The sequence below is a fragment of the Mesorhizobium sp. W050 genome, from assembly GCF_054719535.1.
The window spans coordinates 4,706,387-4,725,938 of record NZ_JBTTIH010000001.1 but is presented as its reverse complement, the minus strand read 5'-3'; the positions used below and the strand labels follow the sequence as shown (position 1 = coordinate 4,725,938).

The window sequence follows — 19,552 nt, the reverse complement described above, 5'->3', positions numbered from 1 at the left end:
GCTGCCGTCGAAGGCATTGCTAAACCTGATCGGCGGGGACCGCACTCATGGCCGCACAAACACGACCGAAACGACCGTTCCGCTGGCATATCGGCGTCTTCCTGGCGCCGGCGCTGCTGGTCTATACGGCGATCATGATCCTGCCGCTCGCCGGCACGCTGCAGCTGTCGCTGTTCCGCAATGTCGATCAGCATCAGGTGTTCGTCGGTTTCACTAATTTCCGTACGTTGTTCGGCGACCCCAACTGGTCGGTCGGCTTCTGGAACGCGCTGCGGAACAATACCTGGTTCTTCATCATCCACATGGTGGTGCAGAACCCGATCGGTGTCATGCTGGCGGCATTGCTGTCCAGCCCGAGGCTGAGATTCGCCGCCTTCTACCGCACCGCGATCTTCGTGCCGACCATCCTGTCCTTCGTCATCGTCGGTTTCGCCTGGAAACTGATCCTGTCGCCGTTGTGGGGCGTGGCGCCGCATCTGATGGATCTGGTCGGCCTGAAAAGCCTGTTCACGCCGTGGCTCGGCAAAGAACAATATGCCCTGACCGCGCTCAGCCTGATCTCGGTGTGGCAGTTCGTCGGCATCCCGATGATGCTGATCTATGCAGCCCTTTTGTCGATCCCCGAAGAGGTGATCGAGGCGGCCGAATGTGACGGCATCACCGGCATGTCGCAGTTCTGGAAGATCAAGCTGCCGCTGATCCTGCCGTCGATCGGCATCATCTCGATCCTGACCTTCGTCGGCAATTTCAACGCCTTCGACCTGATCTACACCGCGCAAGGGGCGCTCGCCGGCCCGAACTATTCGACCGATATTCTGGGCACTTTCCTCTACCGCGCCTTCTTCGGCTTTCAGCTGCAGACCGGCGATCCCAATATGGGCGCGGCGATCGCCACGATGATGTTCCTGATCATCCTCGGCGGCGTCTGCGTCTACCTGTTCCTCGTCCAGACGCGCCTGCGTCGCTACCAGTTCTGAGGGGCGAGATGTCGAGCTTGAACACCCCCCTCTGGCCTGCCGGCCATCTCCCCCGCAAGGGGGGAGATTGGCAGCTCTGGCCTTGCCGCTCGTCTTGCAACGTTGGCGATTGGCGAAAGCAGTCGCGGCATCTGATCTCCCCCCTTGCGGGGGAGATGTCCGGCAGGACAGAGGGGGGTGCCTTGGTGCCGACCTCAACAGTCATCGCTCGTCAGGAGACCTTCCAATGAGCACCGCCGCCCGTTCGCTGCCCCGCACCATCGGCGCCCACGCGATCCTGTTGACCTACACGGCGATCGCGCTGTTTCCGGTGATCCTGGTCATCATGAACTCGTTCAAATCGCGCGCCGGCATCTTCAGCGAGCCGCTGACGCCGCCGACGCCAAAAACCTTCGACCTGATCGGCTACACCACGGTGATCGGCCAGGGCGACTTCATCCATTATTTCCAGAACAGCCTGGTCGTCACCGTCGCCTCGCTGTTCTTCGTGCTTCTGTTCGGCGCGATGGCGGCGTTCGCGCTCTCGGAATACCGCTTCCGCGGCAACACGCTGATGGGGCTTTACCTCGCGCTCGGCATCATGATCCCGATCCGGCTCGGCACCGTCGCCATCCTGCAATTGATGGTGGCGAGCGGGCTGGTCAACACGCTGACGGCGCTGATCCTGGTCTACACCGCGCAGGGGCTGCCGCTGGCCGTCTTCATCCTGTCGGAATTCATGAAGCAGGTGTCCGACGATCTGAAGAATGCCGGCCGCATCGACGGCCTGTCGGAATACACGATCTTCTTCCGGCTGGTGCTGCCGCTGGTGCGGCCGTCGATGGCGACGGTCGCCGTCTTCACCATGATCCCGATCTGGAACGATCTGTGGTTCCCGCTGATCCTGGCGCCGTCGGAAGAGACCAAGACGGTGACGCTCGGCGCGCAGTTGTTCCTCGGCCAGTTCGTCACCAACTGGAACGCCATCCTGGCCGCACTCTCGCTGGCGATCATGCCGGTGCTGACCCTCTACGTCATCTTCTCGCGGCAGCTGATCCGCGGCATCACATCCGGAGCCGTCAAGTGAGCGGAGCCCTACAAATCTCTGCTGGAGCCTTCACCCCACCCGGCGCTGCGCGCCGACCTCCCCATCAAGGGGAGGTAAAAGGTCGTGGCTTCATTCACGACCGCCAAAGGGCGACTTTCGGAGAAGCTTCTTTGGCAGTGAGGGTGTTCGCGCCAACGTCCTACCTCCCCTCGATGGGGAGGTCGGCGCGAAGCGCCGGGTGGGGTGACACCCTCTCAGAAGGAACAACTGGAACATCTGGAGTAGTTAGGTGACCTCTAAATCGCCCCTTCGCGTCGTCGTCGCAGGCCTCGGTAATATGGGGCGTAGCCATGCGCTGGCCTACCACACAAATCCGGGTTTCGAGATCGCAGCACTCATCAACCGCTCCGACGTGCCATTGCCGGAAGGACTGTCGGGCTATGACATCCGTCGTTCCTTCGACGATGCATTGCGCGATGAAAAGCCCGACGTCGCCTGCATCGCCACCTATTCCGACAGCCATGCCGACTATGCGGTGAAGGCATTCGAGGCCGGCTGCCACGTCTTCGTCGAGAAGCCGCTGGCAACGACGGTCGCCGACGCCAAGCGCGTCGTCGCCGCGGCCAAGGCCAACGGCAGAAAACTGGTGATCGGCTACATCCTCCGCCACCACCCGTCCTGGGTCCGGCTCATCGCCGAAGCGCGCAAGCTCGGCGGCCCTTATGTCTTCCGCATGAACCTCAACCAGCAATCGTCAGGGCCGACCTGGCAGACGCACAAGCAGCTGATGCAGACGACGTCGCCGATCGTCGATTGCGGCGTGCACTATCTCGACGTCATGCTGCAGATCACCGACGCCAGGCCGGTCGAGGTGCGCGGCATGGGGCTGCGGCTGACCGAGGAAATCGCGCCGACCATGTACAATTACGGCCATCTGCAGGTGCTGTTCGACGACGGCTCGGTCGGCTGGTACGAAGCTGCCTGGGGACCGATGATTTCGGAAACGGCGTTCTTCGTGAAGGACGTGATGTCGCCCAATGGCTGCGTGTCGATCGTCATGAAGGAAGGTGTGAAGTCGGACGACATCGACACCCACACCAAGACCTCGACCATCCGCCTGCACAGCGCTGCGACGGGTGCGGACGGCCAGTTCGCCAGGCCGGACGAGATGCTGTCGATGGACGGCGAACCCGGCCACCAGGACCTCTGCGACCTCGAACAGGCCTTCGTGCTGAAGGCGATCCGGGAAGACATCGACCTGACCCGCCACATGGACGACGCGGTGAAATCGCTCGCCGTCTGCCTTGCCGCCGATGAGAGCGTGCGCAGCGGCGCCCCAGTTAAGCTCTAGTAGGGCAAACTCTAGAACAAGGACGAAGCCGTGGGCTCGCTGGTAATCGAGAATGTGAAGAAGGCCTTCGGGCCGGTCGAGGTGCTGAAAGGCATCAACCTCGAAGTGACCGACGGCGAATTCGTCGTCTTCGTCGGCCCATCTGGCTGCGGCAAGTCAACCTTGCTCAGGGTCATCGCCGGGCTGGAGGATTCGACCTCCGGCAGGGTGGTGATCGACGGCGCCGATGTCTCGGCCACGCCCCCGGCAAAACGCGGCATTGCCATGGTGTTCCAGACGTACGCGCTCTACCCGCATCTGACGGTGAAGAACAATATGGGCCTCGGCCTCAAGCAGGCCGGCACGCCCGCCCCGGAGATCGAACGCCGCATCGGCGTCGCCTCGTCGATGCTGTCGCTGGAACCGTATCTCGAGCGGCGGCCGGCGGAACTGTCGGGCGGCCAGCGCCAGCGCGTCGCCATCGGCCGCGCCGTGGTGCGTGAGCCAAAACTGTTTCTCTTCGACGAGCCCTTGTCGAACCTCGATGCAGCGCTTCGCGTCAACACGCGACTGGAGATCGCGCAGCTGCATCGCCGGCTGAAGGCAACGATGATCTACGTCACCCATGATCAGGTCGAGGCGATGACGCTGGCCGACAAAATCGTTGTGCTCAATGCGGGAAAGATCGAACAGATCGGCGGCCCGATGGAGCTCTACAATTCGCCGGCAAACGAGTTTGTCGCCGGCTTCATCGGTTCGCCGAAGATGAATTTCATTGACGGCGCGCGGCTGGGCGAGACGGCCAAGACCATTGGCGTGCGGCCGGAGCATCTGACCGTGGATCCAAAATCCGGCGCCTGGAAGGGAACGGTGGTGCACGCCGAACATCTCGGCGCCGACACCAACCTCTATCTCGACTGCGAAAAGGCCGGGCTGATCACGGTGCGCATTTTCGGTGTCTACGACGCCGAGCCCGGTGCGACGCTGTATGCAACGCCCGAGCCGGGTAAGACATACCGGTTTGGGGCGGACGGCAAGACGATCAAGTAATCCTTCGCCGACAGCAACCACGGCGATCACACCGCGCCGAGCAGCACCGCGCCATGGATCGCCGCCTGCCAGCCCAGGGCCGCCCAGCGTATGTCCAGAGGCTCTACAACAAGCGAATGCGGCAGGCTGTCCGCGATGCGCTGCTTGAGCGTCTGGCGGGGATAGGACTTCATGTCGACGATACCGCCGCCGATCAGGATCGTCTGCGGGGAAAACAGGGCGGCTGCGGTTGCGACGGCCACCGCCTGCTGCCAGACGATTTCGTCGAGCCATTCGCGCAGCGATGGCGGCTGCCCGGCCGCCGAAAACAGATCGGCCACCGGGATATCGTAGTCTGTCGCGAGTTCGACGAGCGTTGCCCCTGAGGCATAGGTCTCGACCCGGTTTGGCGGACCGCTTTCGTCGGGCCGGTAGATCGGCATGTGGCCGATCTCGAGCGCCCAGCCGCCACCCCTGAAAATGCCGTCCTTGCCGAGATAGGCCGCACCGATGCCGGTGCCAAGATAAACCGCCAGCACCTCCTTTTGCCGCTTCACCGCGCCGGCAACGCTTTCGCCCAGCAATTGCAGCACGACGTCGCGTTCGAGCCGCACGGGAACGCGGAGCCGCGATGCCAGTTCCGTACCCAGCCGGATACCGTTCAGTTCGGGAATGTTGGCCGTGTGCAGCACCGTGTCGAAGTCGCGGTCGATGAACCCAGGCACCGTCGCAACGACCCGTGCAGGTTTGAGCCCGGCATCGCGGCAGGCTGCGGTGACCGCATCTGCCAATCCCACCACCGGCGCGCCCTGGCGCAGTTGCGCGGTCGGGTAGGTGCGGGCGAAATCCACCGGGTGGCCGCGATCGGCAAAGCCAACCTTGACTGACGTGCCGCCGATCTCGACCACGGCGATGGTCTCATCCGCCGTTTTGTCGGTCATGCGAGCGGTTCCAGGAATTCCGAAAGACAGGCGCGGAATTCCAGCCGGTAGGCGGCGCGATCCTGCGATTTGGCTGTGATGGTGCAAAGCCGGGCCGACGGAATGAGCCCGGCCAGCGTCTGTGCGTCGTCCAGTCGATGGACGAGGTCATGGTCATGGCCGATGACAAGGGTCGGCACCGCGATAGCGCGGATGTCCGCCTCGCTCACGCCCGGACCATCGCCCGCGATCGCCACCAGCAACCTACCGAACAGAACCGGGTCCGGGCGATTGAAGAAGCCTTGCAGGCTGGCGAGATTGTCCGGCGCCAGCCTCGCTAGCTCTGCGGCAACTGCGCTGTCATCGAACAGACGCCTGGCGTCAGGCGAATGGCGCATCAGGAGATCGCCGACCACGGCATAGGGCCTCATATTGGCGGGTGCAGGCTCTGACACCCAGGCTGGTCGGGCGAGCACCAGCGCCCGCACACGAGCCGGCCTGTGCACCGCCAGGCGCAGCGCCAGCGCGGCACCCATCGAGATGCCGCCGACGACGGCCGAGCCGATGCCGAGAGCGTCGGCCAGCGCTTCGACGTCTTCGGCAAACGTCGCAACCGAAAGCCGCTCGACCGGCCCGTAGCTGGATCCGCCCTGGCCCCGGCATTCGAGCGTCACCCGCCGGGTCACCGGCAGATCGGGAAACACGTCGGCGACCTGCGCGTCGTCGCCGCCTAGGCCGTGCTGAAAGATGACGGGAAGCCCGGCGCCGACGTCCCGGTAGGCAAGATCGACGCCATCGCGGCTGAAGGTCTCTTTCACGCGCGCTCGCTCTCTTCCAGTACGGTGCGCAGAAAGGCGCCGACACCTGGCGCCTCGGCCTCTGTCAGGCCATGTGTGATCAAGGGGCCGTCGAACCCGGCAGCCTTCAGGCGGCCGATGAAATGCGGGAAGTCGACCACGCCCTGTCCGGCCGCGGCAAAGCTGCCATCGGCGTGGCGGTCCTTGGCATGGGCCATGCCGATCTCGGCGGCCAGCAGATCGATGGCTTCGTCGATGAGGCGATGACGCTCCGCGCTGTCTGCCACTTCGAACAGATTGGCCGGATCGAGCACGATGCGCAGGCGCTTGCTGTTCATTTCGTCCAGCAGGCGGCGTGCGGCCCGGGCGCTGGAGAGGACATTGGCCAGTTCCGGTTCGATGCCAAGCTCGATGTCGAAGCGCTCGGCAATCGCGATCGCCGCTTCCATCTCCATCCGCAGATCGCTCCATGCCGCCTCGCTTGCATTGTCGGGATGCCAGCGCCACTGATCCTGCGCATCCCTTGTGCCGGTGCACAGCGTGATCAGGCGCGTGCCCATGTCAGCGCATGACGCAGCCAGCACCTCCAGCCGAGCAAGACCTGACACACGAACCGAGCGATCCGGGTGGATCATGTTGTAGGTTCCCGAAACCGCCGCGATCGAAACCCCGGTTTCACCGCTCGCCTCAGCGACGGACCGGGCCGCGCCGAGCTCAATGCTGTCCGGCATCGACGGCAGTCCAAGGCACGCCATGTTGAACTGCGCCGCCGTGTAGCCGCCGTCCGCGACCGCGCGCAGCACCGGCAAGGCGCCGGTGGTGGCGAAGGTCTTGGCGAAAATCCCAAGCTGCATCACACCACCCCGTCGACATCGGCCAGACGGACGGCGCGGCCGCCGGCAGCGGCCGAGCGGGCGATGGCCGCCATGCCCCTGACCGAGGCGATGCCGTCCTCGATGCCGGCGCCGATCATCGGCGCGCCATTCAGCACGACATCGGCAAAGCCTTCGAGCTGGCGGCGATAGAAGTGGCCATCCGCGCCAAGCGTCCGATGCCAACTGCCATCGGCCTCGCGGAAAAGGTCGACCTCGCTGCTCTTGAAGTACCAGGGGTTATACGTCTTCGCGAGAACGCTGCCGTTCTGGCCATAGATCTGGAACCCTTCGTGCCAGTCCATGCGCACGGCGACCGTCAGGTCGAGATGGCCGATCGTGCCGTCGGCGAAGATGGTGGTGATGAACCAGCAATAGGCGCCATAGCGCTCGGTCAGCCGGGCCTCGACCGCCTCGATCGGCCTGTGCAGATGGCGCGCCGTATCGAGGAGATGGCTGCCATGCGCCAGCATGTAGTATTGGCGCAGATCCGCCTTGGGATTGACGGCAGGCTTGCGCGCCTTGGCGCTGGTGATGATCAGCGGTTGCACCGCATCGGTCATCGGGTAGCGGTGGGTGCTGTCGCAGTACCAGCCTTTGAACGCCAGCCGCTCGCCCATTTCGTCGTCGACGAAAGCCTTTGCCGCCTGGATGCCGGGATCGAAGCGCTTCATATGGCCGACCTGGAGCACCTTGCCGCTCTTGTCGAGCGTGGCCCGCAAGCCTTCGACCTCCTCGACCGAAACGCCCAGCGGCTTTTCGCAAAGCACATGCTTGCCGGCATCGAGCGCCAGTTCCGCGGCCTTGACGTGAAAAATGTCCGATGTCGCGATGATGACGGCATCGAGATCGGGATCGGCCAGCATCAGGCCGTAGTCGGCATAGGATTTTTCAGGCGCGTAGGTCGCGGCCATCCTGTCGCGCAGATCGTCGGCGACATCGCAGATGGCATAGAGATCGGCATTGCGTGCCTTGGTGCAGGATTCGAAATGCGCCGCCTGGGCAATCGGACCGCAGCCGAGCACGCCGACACGCAGCCGCTTTTCGTCTTTGCGAGGCATGGAATCTCTCCTGATTAGCGCGCGGCGAGGCCGCGAAGTTGAAATTGCGGATCGCCCGACAAAGCTGCCTGATGCAGCAGACAGGCAGCGCCCAATGCCGGACCGTCGGCGCCGACGCGCGACAGTTCGACTGTGGGAACCGGATAACCTTCAGCCAGGAAGTCCGAGAGGAAAGCTTCCACCTGTTTGGCGACAAAGGGATAGACCGCATTGACCGAGCCGGAGAGGATGATGCGCTCCGGCTGCAAGGTGCAGGCAAGTGTCGCCAGCCCGCGACCGAACCAGAGCGCCCAGTCACGCGCGGTGGCAACGGCTGGCGGATCGCCGTCGGCCAATGCCGCCACAAACTCATGCAGGCCGGCGCGCAGTCCGCTTATGTGCAAATAGCGAGCCAGCAACGCATCCTTGCCGACATAGGATTCCAGCCGCCCCGGGCGCTTCGCGTCGAAGACAAAACCGTCGTCGCCAATGCGAAGATGACCGATTTCGCCGACGCCGCCGAGCCGGCCGCGATGCAGCCTGCCGGCATTGATGATGCCGCCGCCAACGCCGTTCTCGATCAGGATGACCAGAGCATCCTCGTCGTCCTTTCCTGGCGGCGACCGGTATGTCTCGGCCACCGCCACGGCATTGGCATCGTTTTCCAAGAGGATTGGAAAGTCCGCGCCAAAGGCAGTGCGCAAAAGCTCCGCCAGATTGACCCCATGCCAGCCAAGGATGGTGGCATGGTATGAGACGCCGTCAGCGGCGGGGAAGCCGGGCACGGCGACATTGAGCCCGTAGGGGCGCGTACCCGCAGGCAATTGCGAGCGGATCTCGGCGACGAGTTCCCCGATGATGTCGACCGCGGCTTCGGGCGTGCTACCGGGGCCGGCAAATGCCCTAGAGGCGCTCGCACGCCGCGCGCCGGCAAGGTCGACAGCTATGACTGCGATCCAGTTGACGCCGATATAAGCGCCAAGGAAGAAGCCGCCATTGCCGTCGATCTCGACCAGGATACCGGGACGGCCGACCCGACCCTCGCTATCCTGCTCGTCATCCGCTCCATCCGACCGCTCGCGCGCCAGACCGGCTTCCGTCAGCCCCAGCACCAGGGCGCCGGTGGTGGACCGGGTCAGGCCGAGATCGCGTGCGAGCGCCGCTCGGCTCGACGCGCCGGCACGAAACAGCGCCGCAAGTGCCCGCGTTTCGTTCGGCCGAAGATCGGTCGACACCAGCACGTCGTTCTCCGCAATTTGTTTGATTGACATACTAATAGAATTTCTAGGCGGTTTGAAAGACCCAAGGTTGGGTGCATTGCAACAAATATTCAGCATTCCAAGCCCATTGACCCAAGTTTCAAACGATGATTTGTATCAGAAACTTACAAATTTGCATGGGAGGATGCGATGCCGATTCTAGCGCGTCTCGAACACATCGTGAAGGATTTCGGTGCCGTTCGCGCGCTGGACAACGTCTCGCTCGACATCAATGAGGGCCAGGTTCTCGGCCTGACGGGCGACAATGGTGCCGGCAAATCGACGCTGGTCAAAACCATCGCCGGAAATTTCCAGCCGACGTCAGGCGCCTCCCAAGCCTGTCCTCCGGCCGCATCGGCCGGGGGACATCTCCTCGAAGGAAGGCTTGTCAGTTGCCCGCTTCGCAATCAGAGACTGCTTGCGTCTCTCCAGCAGGCGATCAGATGACCGTCGCCGGCCTGCCTGACGGGTGGTTGCGCCTTTCGGCAATCGGGCAGCGCGACAGGACAGCGGGCGGCAAAGGAGCATCCGGAGGTCTCGGCATCGTGTGCCGCGGCGTGGAGCTGAGCCGGAGCCCTCGGCGCCGTCTCATCCGAGGACGCGGCCAGAAGCAGCTTCGTGTAGGGGTGGTTGGGGCCACGGAAAATCTGCTCGGATGACCCCGTCTCGACCAGCCGGCCGCGATAGAGCACGCCGATCCTGTCGGCCATATAGCGCACCACCCTGAGGTCGTGGCTGATGAACAGATAGGTGGTGTCCTTGTCGCGCTGCAGGTCGTTGAGCAAATTGAGCACGGTCGCCTGCACGGAAACGTCGAGCGCAGAGGTCGGCTCGTCCAACACCACGAGCTTCGGCACGCCGGCAAAGGCGCGCGCAATCGCCGCCCGTTGGCGCTGGCCACCAGACAGCGATCTCGGCTTCTGGTCGACGGTCGTAGCGGCAAGACGAACCGAGGCCAGGAGATCGCCGACACGCTGCTTCACCTCGCTGCGGCCAAAGCCGGCGAGCCGCCGCAGCGGACGGCTGAGGATCCTGCCGATCCGCTGGCGCGGATTGAGCGTGCGGTCGGGTGACTGGAACACCATCTGCACGTCGCGGCGTTCGCTCAGGCTTCTTTTCTCGACGCGCGGCGCGACAGTGCTGCCGAACAGCTCGACCGACCCAGAGTCCGGCGTCTGCAGGCCGGTCACGATCCTTGCCAATGTCGACTTGCCGGAGCCGGATTCGCCGATCAGCCCGAATGTCTCGCCCTGGCCTATCTCCAGGTCGATATCGTACAGGACGGGCTGGGGGCCGAAGGCGTGGCTGATGCCTTTGCAGGCGACGGCGGTCGGACGTGGGGCTTCCGGCTGATCGCTGCGGACAGGCGCCAAAGGACCGGTTGCGTGCGTCTCGGCCAGCCTGCCGTCGCGCTTGGTGAAGTTGAGCGCCGGGATCGAGGCGATCAGCGCCTTGGTGTAGGCGTGAACAGGGTTCTCGAAGACATCGTTGGCGGTGCCGCTTTCGACCACCGTCCCCGACTGCATCACGGCCACCCGATCGCAGGCCCGGCGGACCATGTTGATGTCATGGCTGATCAGCAGAACGCTGGTTTTGTGATCGCGGCGCAAGTCCTGCAGGATGGCGATGATCTCGGACTGGACGCTGGCGTCGAGCGCCGTTGTCGGCTCGTCGAGCACCAGCAGCGACGGGTCGAGCGCAATGGCAATCGCGATGTTGGCGCGCTGCTGCATGCCGCCCGACAATTCATGCGGGTAGAGATCGAGCACCCGCTCCGGATTGCTCACCCTGACACGGCGGAGCAGTTCGGCGGCGCGCCCACGCGCCTCGTCCTGCCGAACTGGGCGGTGCCGCATGATCGTTTCGGTGATCTGCCGGCCGATCGTCATGGCCGGATTGAGTGCCGCACCCGGATGCTGGTAGACGGCCGCGATGCGATCGCCCCTTAGCCGGCGCAGCTGTTCGCCGGAGAGATTGCGGATCTCGCGGCCCTGGAACTCGAGCGCCGACGCGGCGATCCGGGCGTTACTCGGCAGATAGCGCAGAATAGCGAGTGCCACCGAGCTTTTGCCCGAGCCGGACTCGCCGACAAGGCCGAGCGCTTCGCCTTCGCCGATGGTGAGCGACACGCCGTTGACGGCCGGATGCGATCCCCGGCGTTCATCATAGGCGACGGTGAGCTGCTCGACGTTCAGAACCGATGACGACATGTCTTGCTGAAACCACTTTCTTTCGGCGCGGTCTTCGAGGGCAATCGCTTCCGCTTTCGCGCCGCACAATCTCTATAAAATTACTCGAATTAAGCTGGAGCGCAATCTACCTTTCACCGCTCAGGAGAGATTGTCGCAGCCGGTCGAGGCATCGCGACGGTCGCCTGAAGCAGTTCTGCAAGGAGACCGGCATGGCACGCGACCACATGATCCTCAGCGCGTTTTTCTTCAATCCGCAGGGCGATCATCGCATGTCGTGGCGCCATCCGCGCGCGCCGGGCCGCGAAGTGCTCGACTTCGACTTCTACCGCGATCTCGTCCAGTCTGCCGAGCGCGCCAGGATCGATACGATCTTCGTCGCCGACCATGTCGCGATCTGGGATTCCGTACAGAGCGGCGTAGCCCATTACGCCAATGCCCGCCTGGAACCGCTGACGCTGTTGTCGGCGCTTGCCGGCGTGACCAGGCATATCGGCCTCATCACCACCGCCTCGAGCTCCTACAGCGAGCCCTACAATGTCGCCCGCATGTTTGCCACGCTCGACCATATCAGCAAGGGCAGGGCGTCTTGGAATGTGGTGACGTCGGCCATGGACGAGGAGGCCCGCAATTTCGGCCGCGACGGCAATATCGAGCACGCCTTTCGCTATGAGCGCGCCACCGAATTCCTCGATATCGTCAAGGCACTGTGGGACAGCTGGGAAGACGAAGCCCTGCTTATCGACAAGGCATCGGGCTATTTCGCCGATCCCGACAAGGTCCATGCGATCAACCACAAGGGCCCGCACTTCAAGGTGCGCGGACCGCTCAATGTCTCGCGCCCGCCGCAGGGCCATCCGCTGATCGTCCAGGCCGGCTCGTCCGAAGACGGCAAGAATTTCGCTACCGCGCATGCCGATGCGCACTTTGCCATCTACAGCACCAAGGAAGACGGCATCAACTATAGGCAGGACATCAACGAGCGCCTCGCCCGTTACGGTCGCAAGCCCGAGAGCTTCAAGATCCTGCCGGGCATCCTGCCGATCGTCGCAGCTTCCGAAGCGGAGGGACGCGAGCGGCAGGAGTATCTGCAGAGCTTGCTTCCCGATAGGGTCGGCATCGACCTTCTCTCGAGCTGGAGCGGCGTCGATCTCTCCGTATATCCGCCGGACGGCCCGCTGCCGCCGCTGCCGGACGAGAGCACCTTCAATGGCGGCCGCACCTCGCTCAATCGCGTCAAGGAATGGTCGAAGCAGAACCTCACTCTGCGCGAGATCGCTCGCAAGCTCGCCAACAGCGGTTCGGTGCCGACCGTCGTCGGCACACCGAACCAGATCGCCGATCAGCTGCAGGACTGGTTCGAGGCAGGTGCCGCCGACGGCTTCAACCTGATGTTCCCGCTGCTCCCGGAGGATTGGGTGAATTTTGCCGAGCAGGTCGTGCCGGAACTGCAGCGCCGCGGCGTATTCCCCACCGAATATGCGCCGGGGACGCTGCGTGACCGTTTCGGCCTGGCTCGGCCGGCCAACCGCTTCGCCGAACAGCGCGACAATGTGCGCGCCGTATCCTGACTTGGGGCAATTGATATGACCGCAGCGCCAAAACTTCAGCCCCGCGAAGCCACGGCTCCGCAGCTCATCAATGTTCTGCACAGCCCCAAGCGCATTCGGGTCAAATTCGCCGGCCGCACCATCGCCGACAGCCGCAACGTCCTGGTGCTGCGCTCCAACCATTTTCTGCCGATCTATTTCTTCCCGGCCTCCTCGGTGGACCGCTCGCTCTTAAAGCCGTCCGAGCATAGCCAGCGCCATCCCGTCGGTGGCGAAACCACCTATTGGAACCTGGAGACGGGAGAAAAAGCTTCGCCCAACGCGGCCTGGTCGCTTGTCGCGCCGCCGGATGAAAATCTGTCGCCGCTGGCCGGGCGTATCGCCTTCACCTGGAAGGCGGTCGACCAATGGTTCGAGGAGGAAGAAGAGGTCTTCGTCCACGCCCGCGATCCATACGCACGCATCGATGTGCTGCAGAGTTCAAGTCACGTCCAAATCTGGTTCGACGGCGAACTGATCGCCGACAGCCATCGCCCGGTGCTGCTGTTCGAAACGCATCTACCGACGCGTTTCTACCTGCACCCGGACGATGTCAGGCTCGACCGGCTGGTCGCTTCGGACAGCACGACGCGCTGTCCCTACAAGGGCATCGCCTCCTACTGGTCGGGCCGGCGCGCCGACGGCTCGGTAAGCCCCGATGTCGCCTGGAGCTACCGCGATCCCATTGCCGAAATGCCCAAGATCAGGGGCCTCATCGCCTTTTACCCGCAAGCCGTCGACCGCATCCATCTCGACGGCGAACCAGTCGCTTAAGCCATTCAACAGTCATTTCAGACAGGGGTTTCAAAATGACCAAACGCAACGACATCGATACGCTTCGCAATCTGTCCGGCGACATCTGGAACGTCGCCGTCGATGAGCACCAGGCCGGCTTCCTCAAGCGCCGCGATCTGCTGAAATACGCAGCCTTGATCGGCCTCACCGGCTTTGCCGCCTCGCAGGGACTTGCTGGTTTCGGCACTGCGCGCGCTGCCGGCGCCGGCGGCACGGTCCGCGTTGGGCTCGGACAGCCGACCAAGGCGATCGATCCCGTCTCCATCACCGATCCGGCCAGCATCGGCGTCATCAGCCAGGTCGGCGAATATCTCATCCTCGACGATCCCAAGGACGGTCTGCAGCCCAAGCTCGCTCTGTCGTGGGAGGCCGACGAGACCGCCAGCCGCTGGACCTTCAAATTGCGGCCGGGCGTGAAATTCCACGACGGCCGCACCGTCACCGCCAAGGATGTGGTGGCGAGCTTCGAGCGGCTGGTCGATCCGGCCAGCGGTTCGTCCGCTTTGTCTGCCTATAAGGGCATCCTGTCCAAGGGCGGCGCCAAGGTCGTCGACGACCAGACAGTCGCCTTTGATCTCGACGGGCCCAACAGCAACTTCCCCTTCTATGTCTCGTCCGACGTCTACAATGCCGTCATCCTGCCGGCCGACTATGCCGGCGATTTCGAGAAGAATTTCAACGGCACCGGCCCGTTCAAGCTCGAATCCTTCCGCCCCAAGCAGGGCGCCAGCTTCGTGCGCAACCCAGACTATTGGGGCGACAAGGCGCTGCCCGACCGCGTCGAGATCAAGTTCTTCGACGACGAGCAGGCGCAGGTGCTGGCGCTGCAGGCCGGCCAGCTCGACGTCATCCCGAGCACGACCCGGCTCGAACTGGCGATCGAGGGCAATCCCAACTTCAAGCTGCTCAGCGTGCAGGCAAGTTCGCATGACGAGGTGCATCTGCGGACCGACCAGGCGCCGTTCACCGACAAGCGCATCCGCCGCGCCTTGGCGCTCACCATCGACCGCGAGGCGGTGGTCAAGGGCTTGCTCAAGGGCCGCGCCATCGTCGGCAACGACACCCCGTTCGCGCCGATCTTCCCCTCGGCCGATCCGTCGGTGCCGCAGCGCAAGCAGGACATCGCCGAGGCCAAGCGCCTGCTTGGCGAGGCCGGCGTGCCGAACGGCTTCCCGGTGACGCTGACCACCGAACGCGCCTATGACATTCCCGATTATGCGGTGCTGATCCAGAACTTCGCCAAGAAGGCCGGCATCGACATCAAGCTCAACGTGCTGCCGCAGGACGCCTATTATGGCTCGGCGAAGTTCGGCTCGTCGCCATGGCTCGATTCCAATCTCGGCATCACCGATTTCGGACATCGCGGCACGCCCGACATCTTCCTCAACGCGACGCTGAAGAGTTCGGGCGCCTGGAACGCCGCGCATTTCAACAACCCGGCCTATGACGGGCTGCTGCTCGAATACGGCAAGGCCCGCGACCTTCAGGCGCAACGCCTTGCCGCGGGCAAGATCCAGACCTTGCTGCTGGACGAGACGCCGCTGATCATCAGCTACTTCTCGCAATACAGCCGCATCGTCTCGTCGAAGGTCGAGGGCGTCCGCTTCACGGCGATCTCGCATCTGCTGCTCGACCGCGTGACGTTCGCCCAGGCATGATTGCGAGACGTCCAGCCACTCCGGGCACTAAAATCCGATGCTGACCGGCCGCACTGTGTCGGCGCGGGCAGCCTCGCTTCTGCTCACGCTGTGGCTGGTCAGCATGCTGGTATTCTTCGCCGGGCAGGTTCTGCCCGGCGATGTCGGTCGCCTCATGCTCGGGCCGTTCGCCGATGCCGAGGCCGTCGCGGCGCTGAACAGGCAGCTCGGCGCCGACCAGCCGGTGCTCGTGCAATACTGGCACTGGTTCAGCAGCGTGCTGTCAGGCGATTTCGGCACCTCCCTGTCGCTGCGTCTGCCGGTGGCGCCCTTCGTTCTGGAAAGCCTCAAGCGCTCGGCGGCCCTTGCCGGAATTATCCTCGTCTTTCTGCTGCCGCTGGGCATCGGCGCCGGCATCGTCGCCGGTCTCAACCAGGGCCGCTTTATCGACCGCCTGATCGTACTCGCCGGCGTGTCCTTCGGCATCGTCCCGGACTTCGTCTCCGGCCTGCTGTTGCTCATCGTCTTCGGCCTGTGGCTGAACTGGTTCCCGATCACCGGCGCTGCTCCCGATGGCGCCGGGCTGTGGGTCAGTGGCTATTATCTGATCCTGCCGGCGCTGCCGCTGGTGCTGAACCTTACCGGCTACATCACCCGCATGACGCGGGCCGGCGTGATCGAGGCGCTGGCCGCCGACTATACGCGCACCGCCGTCCTGAAAGGCCTCGAGCATCGCGAAATCCTCATCCGGCACGTGCTGCGCAATGCGCTGACGCCGACCATCGCCGTGCTCGCGACGCAGACCGGTTACATGCTTGGCGGGCTGGTGGTCATCGAAGCGCTGTTCGGCATACAGGGTCTCGGCAATCTGGTGCTCAACGCCGCCAAGTCGCGTGACTTCCCGATGCTCGAAGCCGGCGTGCTGGTCATGGCGACCATCTTCGTGCTGTCGGCCGCGGCAGGCGATCTCGTGAATGCCTTGCTCGATCCGCGGCAGCGCCGCCGTGTCTCGCCATGATGGAACTGATGGAATTGCCGGAGCGCCGTACGCTGGGCTGGCGGGCAGCAAGTCGCATCCGCGAGACTGTTTCGCAGCTGCCGCCCTCGGTCATCGTCGGGTCGTTGCTGCTGTTGTTCTGGGTCGGCTGCGCCGTGTTCGGCAGCCTGTTTGTGCCTTACGACCCCTATGCCGAGGATTTCCTGGTCATGCTGGCACCGCCCGACGCCGCGCACTGGTTCGGCACCGACCAGCTCGGCCGCGACGTGCTGTCGCGCATCGTCGTCGGCTCGCGCGACATCCTGCTGGTCGCGCCGGCGGCAACCCTGCTCGGCGTTGCCGCCGGCAGCGTGCTTGGGCTCGTGCTCGGCTATTTCGACGGGCTGGTCGACGCCATCGGTGCCAGGCTGCTCGACACGCTGATGGCCTTTCCCTTCATCGTTCTCGTCACCATGACGCTTGTCGCGCTCGGGCCGTCCAACCTCACCGTCATCCTGGTGATCGGCATCGCCTATGCCCCGCTGGTGGCACGGACGGTGCGTGCCGCCGTGCGCGAACAGCGCGACCGCGACTATGTCAGCGCCGCCCGCCTCGGCGGCGAGAGCGCTCTTGCCATCATGTTCCTCGAGATCCTGCCCAATGTCAGGGAAACCATCCTCATCGAGCTGGTCACAAGGCTTGGCTACGCCTTCTTTTCGATCGCCACGCTGAGCTTCCTCGGCCTCGGCATCCAGCCTCCCTCAGCCGATTGGGGACTGGCGGTCGCCGACGGCTACGGCTTCCTGACCGGCGGCAAATGGTGGGTGGTGATCTTCAACTCGGCGGCCATCGTTTCGCTTGTCATGGCAACCAATCTGATCGCGCAAGGCATGGGCGCCTTCGAAAACAGCGATCGGTGAAGAGCGCAACGCTCAGCAAAGCTGACGCGCAATCGCGGACCGTGCGCTAAAATCGTTCCTCGTGATTCGGCTCTGACAGGGCCTCAAAGCAAGGAACGGCATGAGCAAGGCCCTCATTACATTCGCATTGGTCGCGGTGCTCACCGCATTGCTCATGGCGCTCAGCCTGGCGGTCGCCAGGCACGGCTATCCCTATGGCGCGATCGGGGTGAGGCGGCTGGACGGCATCGCCGATGCCGGGTCGTTCCTGCCACTCGCCGCCGTCTATTTTTTCGGCGCCATGCTGATGATGATCCTGCCGATCCGCGCCGCCGGCATCGTCTTGACCCATGCTGCGGATGCGCTGTTCTGGGCTGTGATTGCCCTGTTCGCCACAATTGTCGGCTGTCTCGTCGCCCGCTGGGCTTTCGGCCAGAGCAGCGTGCTGTGGGCGCTCCTGAACTGGCGTTTCCTGTTCGCCGCGGCCATCGTTGGCAGCCATTTCACCATGAACGAGCTGCGCCGCAACATCCTGCTCAGGAGCTTGTTCTTCGTCATCTTCGCCGCGGCGACGCTGGCTTGCCTGTTCTGGACTTTTCCGACCTGACAGGGCCGCTTCATATTGTCCATCTTGAGGTCGCGGCTTTCATAGCCGCGCGCCATCGGCTATCCAGTCCGCAGCTAGATTTCAGCCCTCACAGTGTCGTCATTTGTCTGATAAATAATTCAGGCATACGGCACCCCCAGCGAACCAATACAAGGAAACCGCGACATGAGCCTGTTTCGTAAAAATCTGATCGATGGCGAGTGGGTGGGCGAGGCCGGCTCGCGCAACATCAATCCCTCGAACACGGGCGATGTCGTTGGCGAATATGCCTCGGCCGGCGCCGAACAGGCAAAGCAGGCCATAGCGGCGGCCAAAGCCGCCTTCCCGGCCTGGTCGCGTTCGGCGCCGCTGGTGCGCCACGCCGTGCTGAAAAAGGCGTCGGACGAGATCATGGCGCGCAAGGACGAGATCGGCCGCGCGCTGTCGCGCGAAGAGGGCAAGACGCTGGCCGAGGGCATTGGCGAGACCATCCGCGCCGCCCAGATCTTCGACTTCTTCGCCGGCGAGACGCTGCGCCTGTCGGGTGAATTGGTGCCCAGCGTGCGCCCGGGCGTCGGCGTCGAGATCACCCGCGAGGCCGTTGGCGTCGTCGGCATCATTACGCCGTGGAATTTCCCGATCGCCATTCCCACCTGGAAGATCGCGCCGGCGCTCGCCCACGGCAACACCATCGTCTTCAAGCCAGCCGAACTCGTTCCCGAAAGCGCCTGGACCATCGTCGACATCTTGCACCGCGCCGGCCTGCCGAAAGGCGTGCTCAATTTGGTCATGGGCAAGGGCTCGGTGGTCGGCCAGGCCATGCTCGACAGCCCCGACCTCAACGCCATCACCTTCACCGGCTCGGTCGGCACCGGCAGACGCGTGGCCGCGGCAAGCGTCGAGCACATGCGCAAGTTCCAGCTCGAAATGGGCGGCAAGAATCCGATGGTCGTGCTCGACGACGCCGACCTCGCCACGGCGGTCGAGTGCGCCATCAACGGCGCCTATTTCTCGACTGGCCAGCGCTGCACGGCCTCGTCGCGCCTGGTGGTGACCGAAGGCATTCATGACCGCTTCGTTGCCGTGCTCAAGGAGCGCCTGGAAAAACTCGTCATCGGCGATGCGCTTGATGCCAAGACCCAGATCGGGCCCGTCGTCGATGCGAGCCAGCTGAAGCAGGACGAGGACTATATCGCCATCGGCAGCCAGGAAGGCGCCAACCTCGCCTTCGGCGGCGAGCGGCTGGATCGCGAAACGCCCGGCTTCTACCTCCGGCCGGCGCTGTTCACCGAGAGCACCAACGCCATGCGCATTTCGCGGGAAGAAATCTTCGGCCCGGTAGCCAACGTCATTCGCGTCAAGGACTATGACGAGGCGCTTGCGGTTGCCAACGACACGCCCTTCGGCCTGACCTCCGGGATATGCACCTCTAGCCTCAAGCATGCCACGCATTTCCGGCGCAATTCCGAGGCCGGCATGGTGATGGTCAATCTGCCGACCGCCGGCGTCGATTTCCACGTCCCGTTCGGTGGCCGAAAGGGATCGAGCTACGGCCCGCGCGAGCAGGGCCGCTATGCCGCGGAGTTCTACACCACGGTGAAGACAGCCTATACATTCGCCGGCTGATCGA

General features: G+C 63.9%; 17 protein-coding genes and 1 pseudogene. 12 read left to right on the top strand and 6 right to left on the bottom strand.

What is annotated here, in order from left to right:
* Positions 1-47 precede the first annotated feature (47 nt).
* The 4 genes from ACYG9Y_RS22740 (at position 48) to ACYG9Y_RS22725 (ending at position 4,384) form a co-directional block, all read left to right on the top strand.
* A complete protein-coding gene (locus ACYG9Y_RS22740) occupies positions 48-977 on the top strand; it encodes a carbohydrate ABC transporter permease (protein WP_023696936.1) in 930 nt (309 codons plus the stop codon).
* Between the two features lie 226 nt (positions 978-1,203).
* Complete coding sequence (locus tag ACYG9Y_RS22735) at positions 1,204-2,043, top strand: carbohydrate ABC transporter permease (RefSeq protein ID WP_023738064.1); 840 nt, start codon at positions 1,204-1,206, stop codon at positions 2,041-2,043.
* A 250-nt stretch (positions 2,044-2,293) separates the two neighbouring features.
* Complete coding sequence (locus ACYG9Y_RS22730) at positions 2,294-3,355, top strand: Gfo/Idh/MocA family protein (protein WP_023738065.1); 1,062 nt, start codon at positions 2,294-2,296, stop codon at positions 3,353-3,355.
* Between the two features lie 30 nt (positions 3,356-3,385).
* Complete coding sequence (locus ACYG9Y_RS22725; RefSeq protein WP_023738066.1) at positions 3,386-4,384, top strand: ABC transporter ATP-binding protein; 999 nt, start codon at positions 3,386-3,388, stop codon at positions 4,382-4,384.
* Positions 4,385-4,410: 26 nt separating this feature from the next.
* Here the strand turns inward: ACYG9Y_RS22725 and ACYG9Y_RS22720 are convergent, their stop codons facing one another.
* From ACYG9Y_RS22720 to ACYG9Y_RS22700, 5 genes are read right to left on the bottom strand one after another with little or no spacing between them, the layout of a single operon-like run.
* Entirely contained in the window at positions 4,411-5,304 is an 894-nt protein-coding gene (locus tag ACYG9Y_RS22720) for an ROK family protein (protein ID WP_023738067.1), read from the bottom strand.
* Positions 5,301-6,101 carry an alpha/beta fold hydrolase gene (locus ACYG9Y_RS22715; RefSeq protein WP_023738068.1) on the bottom strand — a complete coding sequence of 267 codons (801 nt, stop codon included), beginning with the start codon at positions 6,099-6,101 and terminating at the stop codon, positions 5,301-5,303. Before ACYG9Y_RS22715 ends, ACYG9Y_RS22720 begins: the two co-directional genes overlap by 4 nt.
* Positions 6,098-6,934, bottom strand: coding sequence for a sugar phosphate isomerase/epimerase family protein (locus ACYG9Y_RS22710; RefSeq protein ID WP_023738069.1), 837 nt, complete (start codon positions 6,932-6,934; stop codon positions 6,098-6,100). The genes ACYG9Y_RS22715 and ACYG9Y_RS22710 overlap by 4 nt, the downstream gene beginning before the upstream one ends.
* Positions 6,934-8,013 (bottom strand): Gfo/Idh/MocA family protein, encoded by a 1,080-nt coding sequence (locus tag ACYG9Y_RS22705; protein WP_023738070.1) that lies wholly within the window; start codon positions 8,011-8,013, stop codon positions 6,934-6,936. Before ACYG9Y_RS22705 ends, ACYG9Y_RS22710 begins: the two co-directional genes overlap by 1 nt.
* Positions 8,014-8,027: 14 nt before the next feature.
* Positions 8,028-9,263, bottom strand: a complete 1,236-nt coding sequence (locus tag ACYG9Y_RS22700; RefSeq protein WP_050593107.1) for an ROK family transcriptional regulator — start codon at positions 9,261-9,263, stop codon at positions 8,028-8,030.
* A gap of 138 nt (positions 9,264-9,401) precedes the next feature.
* On the opposite strand from ACYG9Y_RS22700, the pseudogene ACYG9Y_RS22695 reads away from it, so the two are divergent.
* A pseudogene (locus ACYG9Y_RS22695) lies at positions 9,402-9,581 on the top strand (ATP-binding cassette domain-containing protein); the annotation flags it as partial.
* Positions 9,582-9,658: 77 nt separating this feature from the next.
* Here the strand turns inward: ACYG9Y_RS22695 and ACYG9Y_RS22690 are convergent.
* Positions 9,659-11,461, bottom strand: a complete 1,803-nt coding sequence (locus ACYG9Y_RS22690) for a dipeptide ABC transporter ATP-binding protein (RefSeq protein ID WP_023738073.1) — start codon at positions 11,459-11,461, stop codon at positions 9,659-9,661.
* A gap of 191 nt (positions 11,462-11,652) precedes the next feature.
* Here ACYG9Y_RS22690 and ACYG9Y_RS22685 point away from each other — a divergent pair, with 191 nt between their 5' ends.
* The 7 genes from ACYG9Y_RS22685 to ACYG9Y_RS22655 all read left to right on the top strand — a co-directional run bounded on the left by ACYG9Y_RS22685 (position 11,653) and on the right by ACYG9Y_RS22655 (position 19,548).
* A complete protein-coding gene (locus ACYG9Y_RS22685; protein WP_023738074.1) occupies positions 11,653-13,011 on the top strand; it encodes an LLM class flavin-dependent oxidoreductase in 1,359 nt (452 codons plus the stop codon).
* A 15-nt stretch (positions 13,012-13,026) separates the two neighbouring features.
* Entirely contained in the window at positions 13,027-13,803 is a 777-nt protein-coding gene (locus ACYG9Y_RS22680; protein ID WP_023738075.1) for a DUF427 domain-containing protein, read from the top strand.
* Between the two features lie 35 nt (positions 13,804-13,838).
* Positions 13,839-15,482, top strand: a complete 1,644-nt coding sequence (locus ACYG9Y_RS22675; RefSeq protein ID WP_023738076.1) for an ABC transporter substrate-binding protein — start codon at positions 13,839-13,841, stop codon at positions 15,480-15,482.
* Between the two features lie 37 nt (positions 15,483-15,519).
* A complete protein-coding gene (locus ACYG9Y_RS22670; RefSeq protein ID WP_031253518.1) occupies positions 15,520-16,479 on the top strand; it encodes an ABC transporter permease in 960 nt (319 codons plus the stop codon).
* Positions 16,476-17,357: an ABC transporter permease gene (locus ACYG9Y_RS22665; RefSeq protein WP_023738078.1), complete on the top strand. Its 882-nt coding sequence runs from the start codon at positions 16,476-16,478 to the stop codon at positions 17,355-17,357. The genes ACYG9Y_RS22670 and ACYG9Y_RS22665 overlap by 4 nt, the downstream gene beginning before the upstream one ends.
* Positions 17,358-17,457: 100 nt before the next feature.
* Complete coding sequence (locus ACYG9Y_RS22660) at positions 17,458-17,943, top strand: hypothetical protein (RefSeq protein WP_023694218.1); 486 nt, start codon at positions 17,458-17,460, stop codon at positions 17,941-17,943.
* A gap of 165 nt (positions 17,944-18,108) precedes the next feature.
* Complete coding sequence (locus ACYG9Y_RS22655; RefSeq protein WP_023738079.1) at positions 18,109-19,548, top strand: aldehyde dehydrogenase family protein; 1,440 nt, start codon at positions 18,109-18,111, stop codon at positions 19,546-19,548.
* Positions 19,549-19,552: the final 4 nt, after the last annotated feature.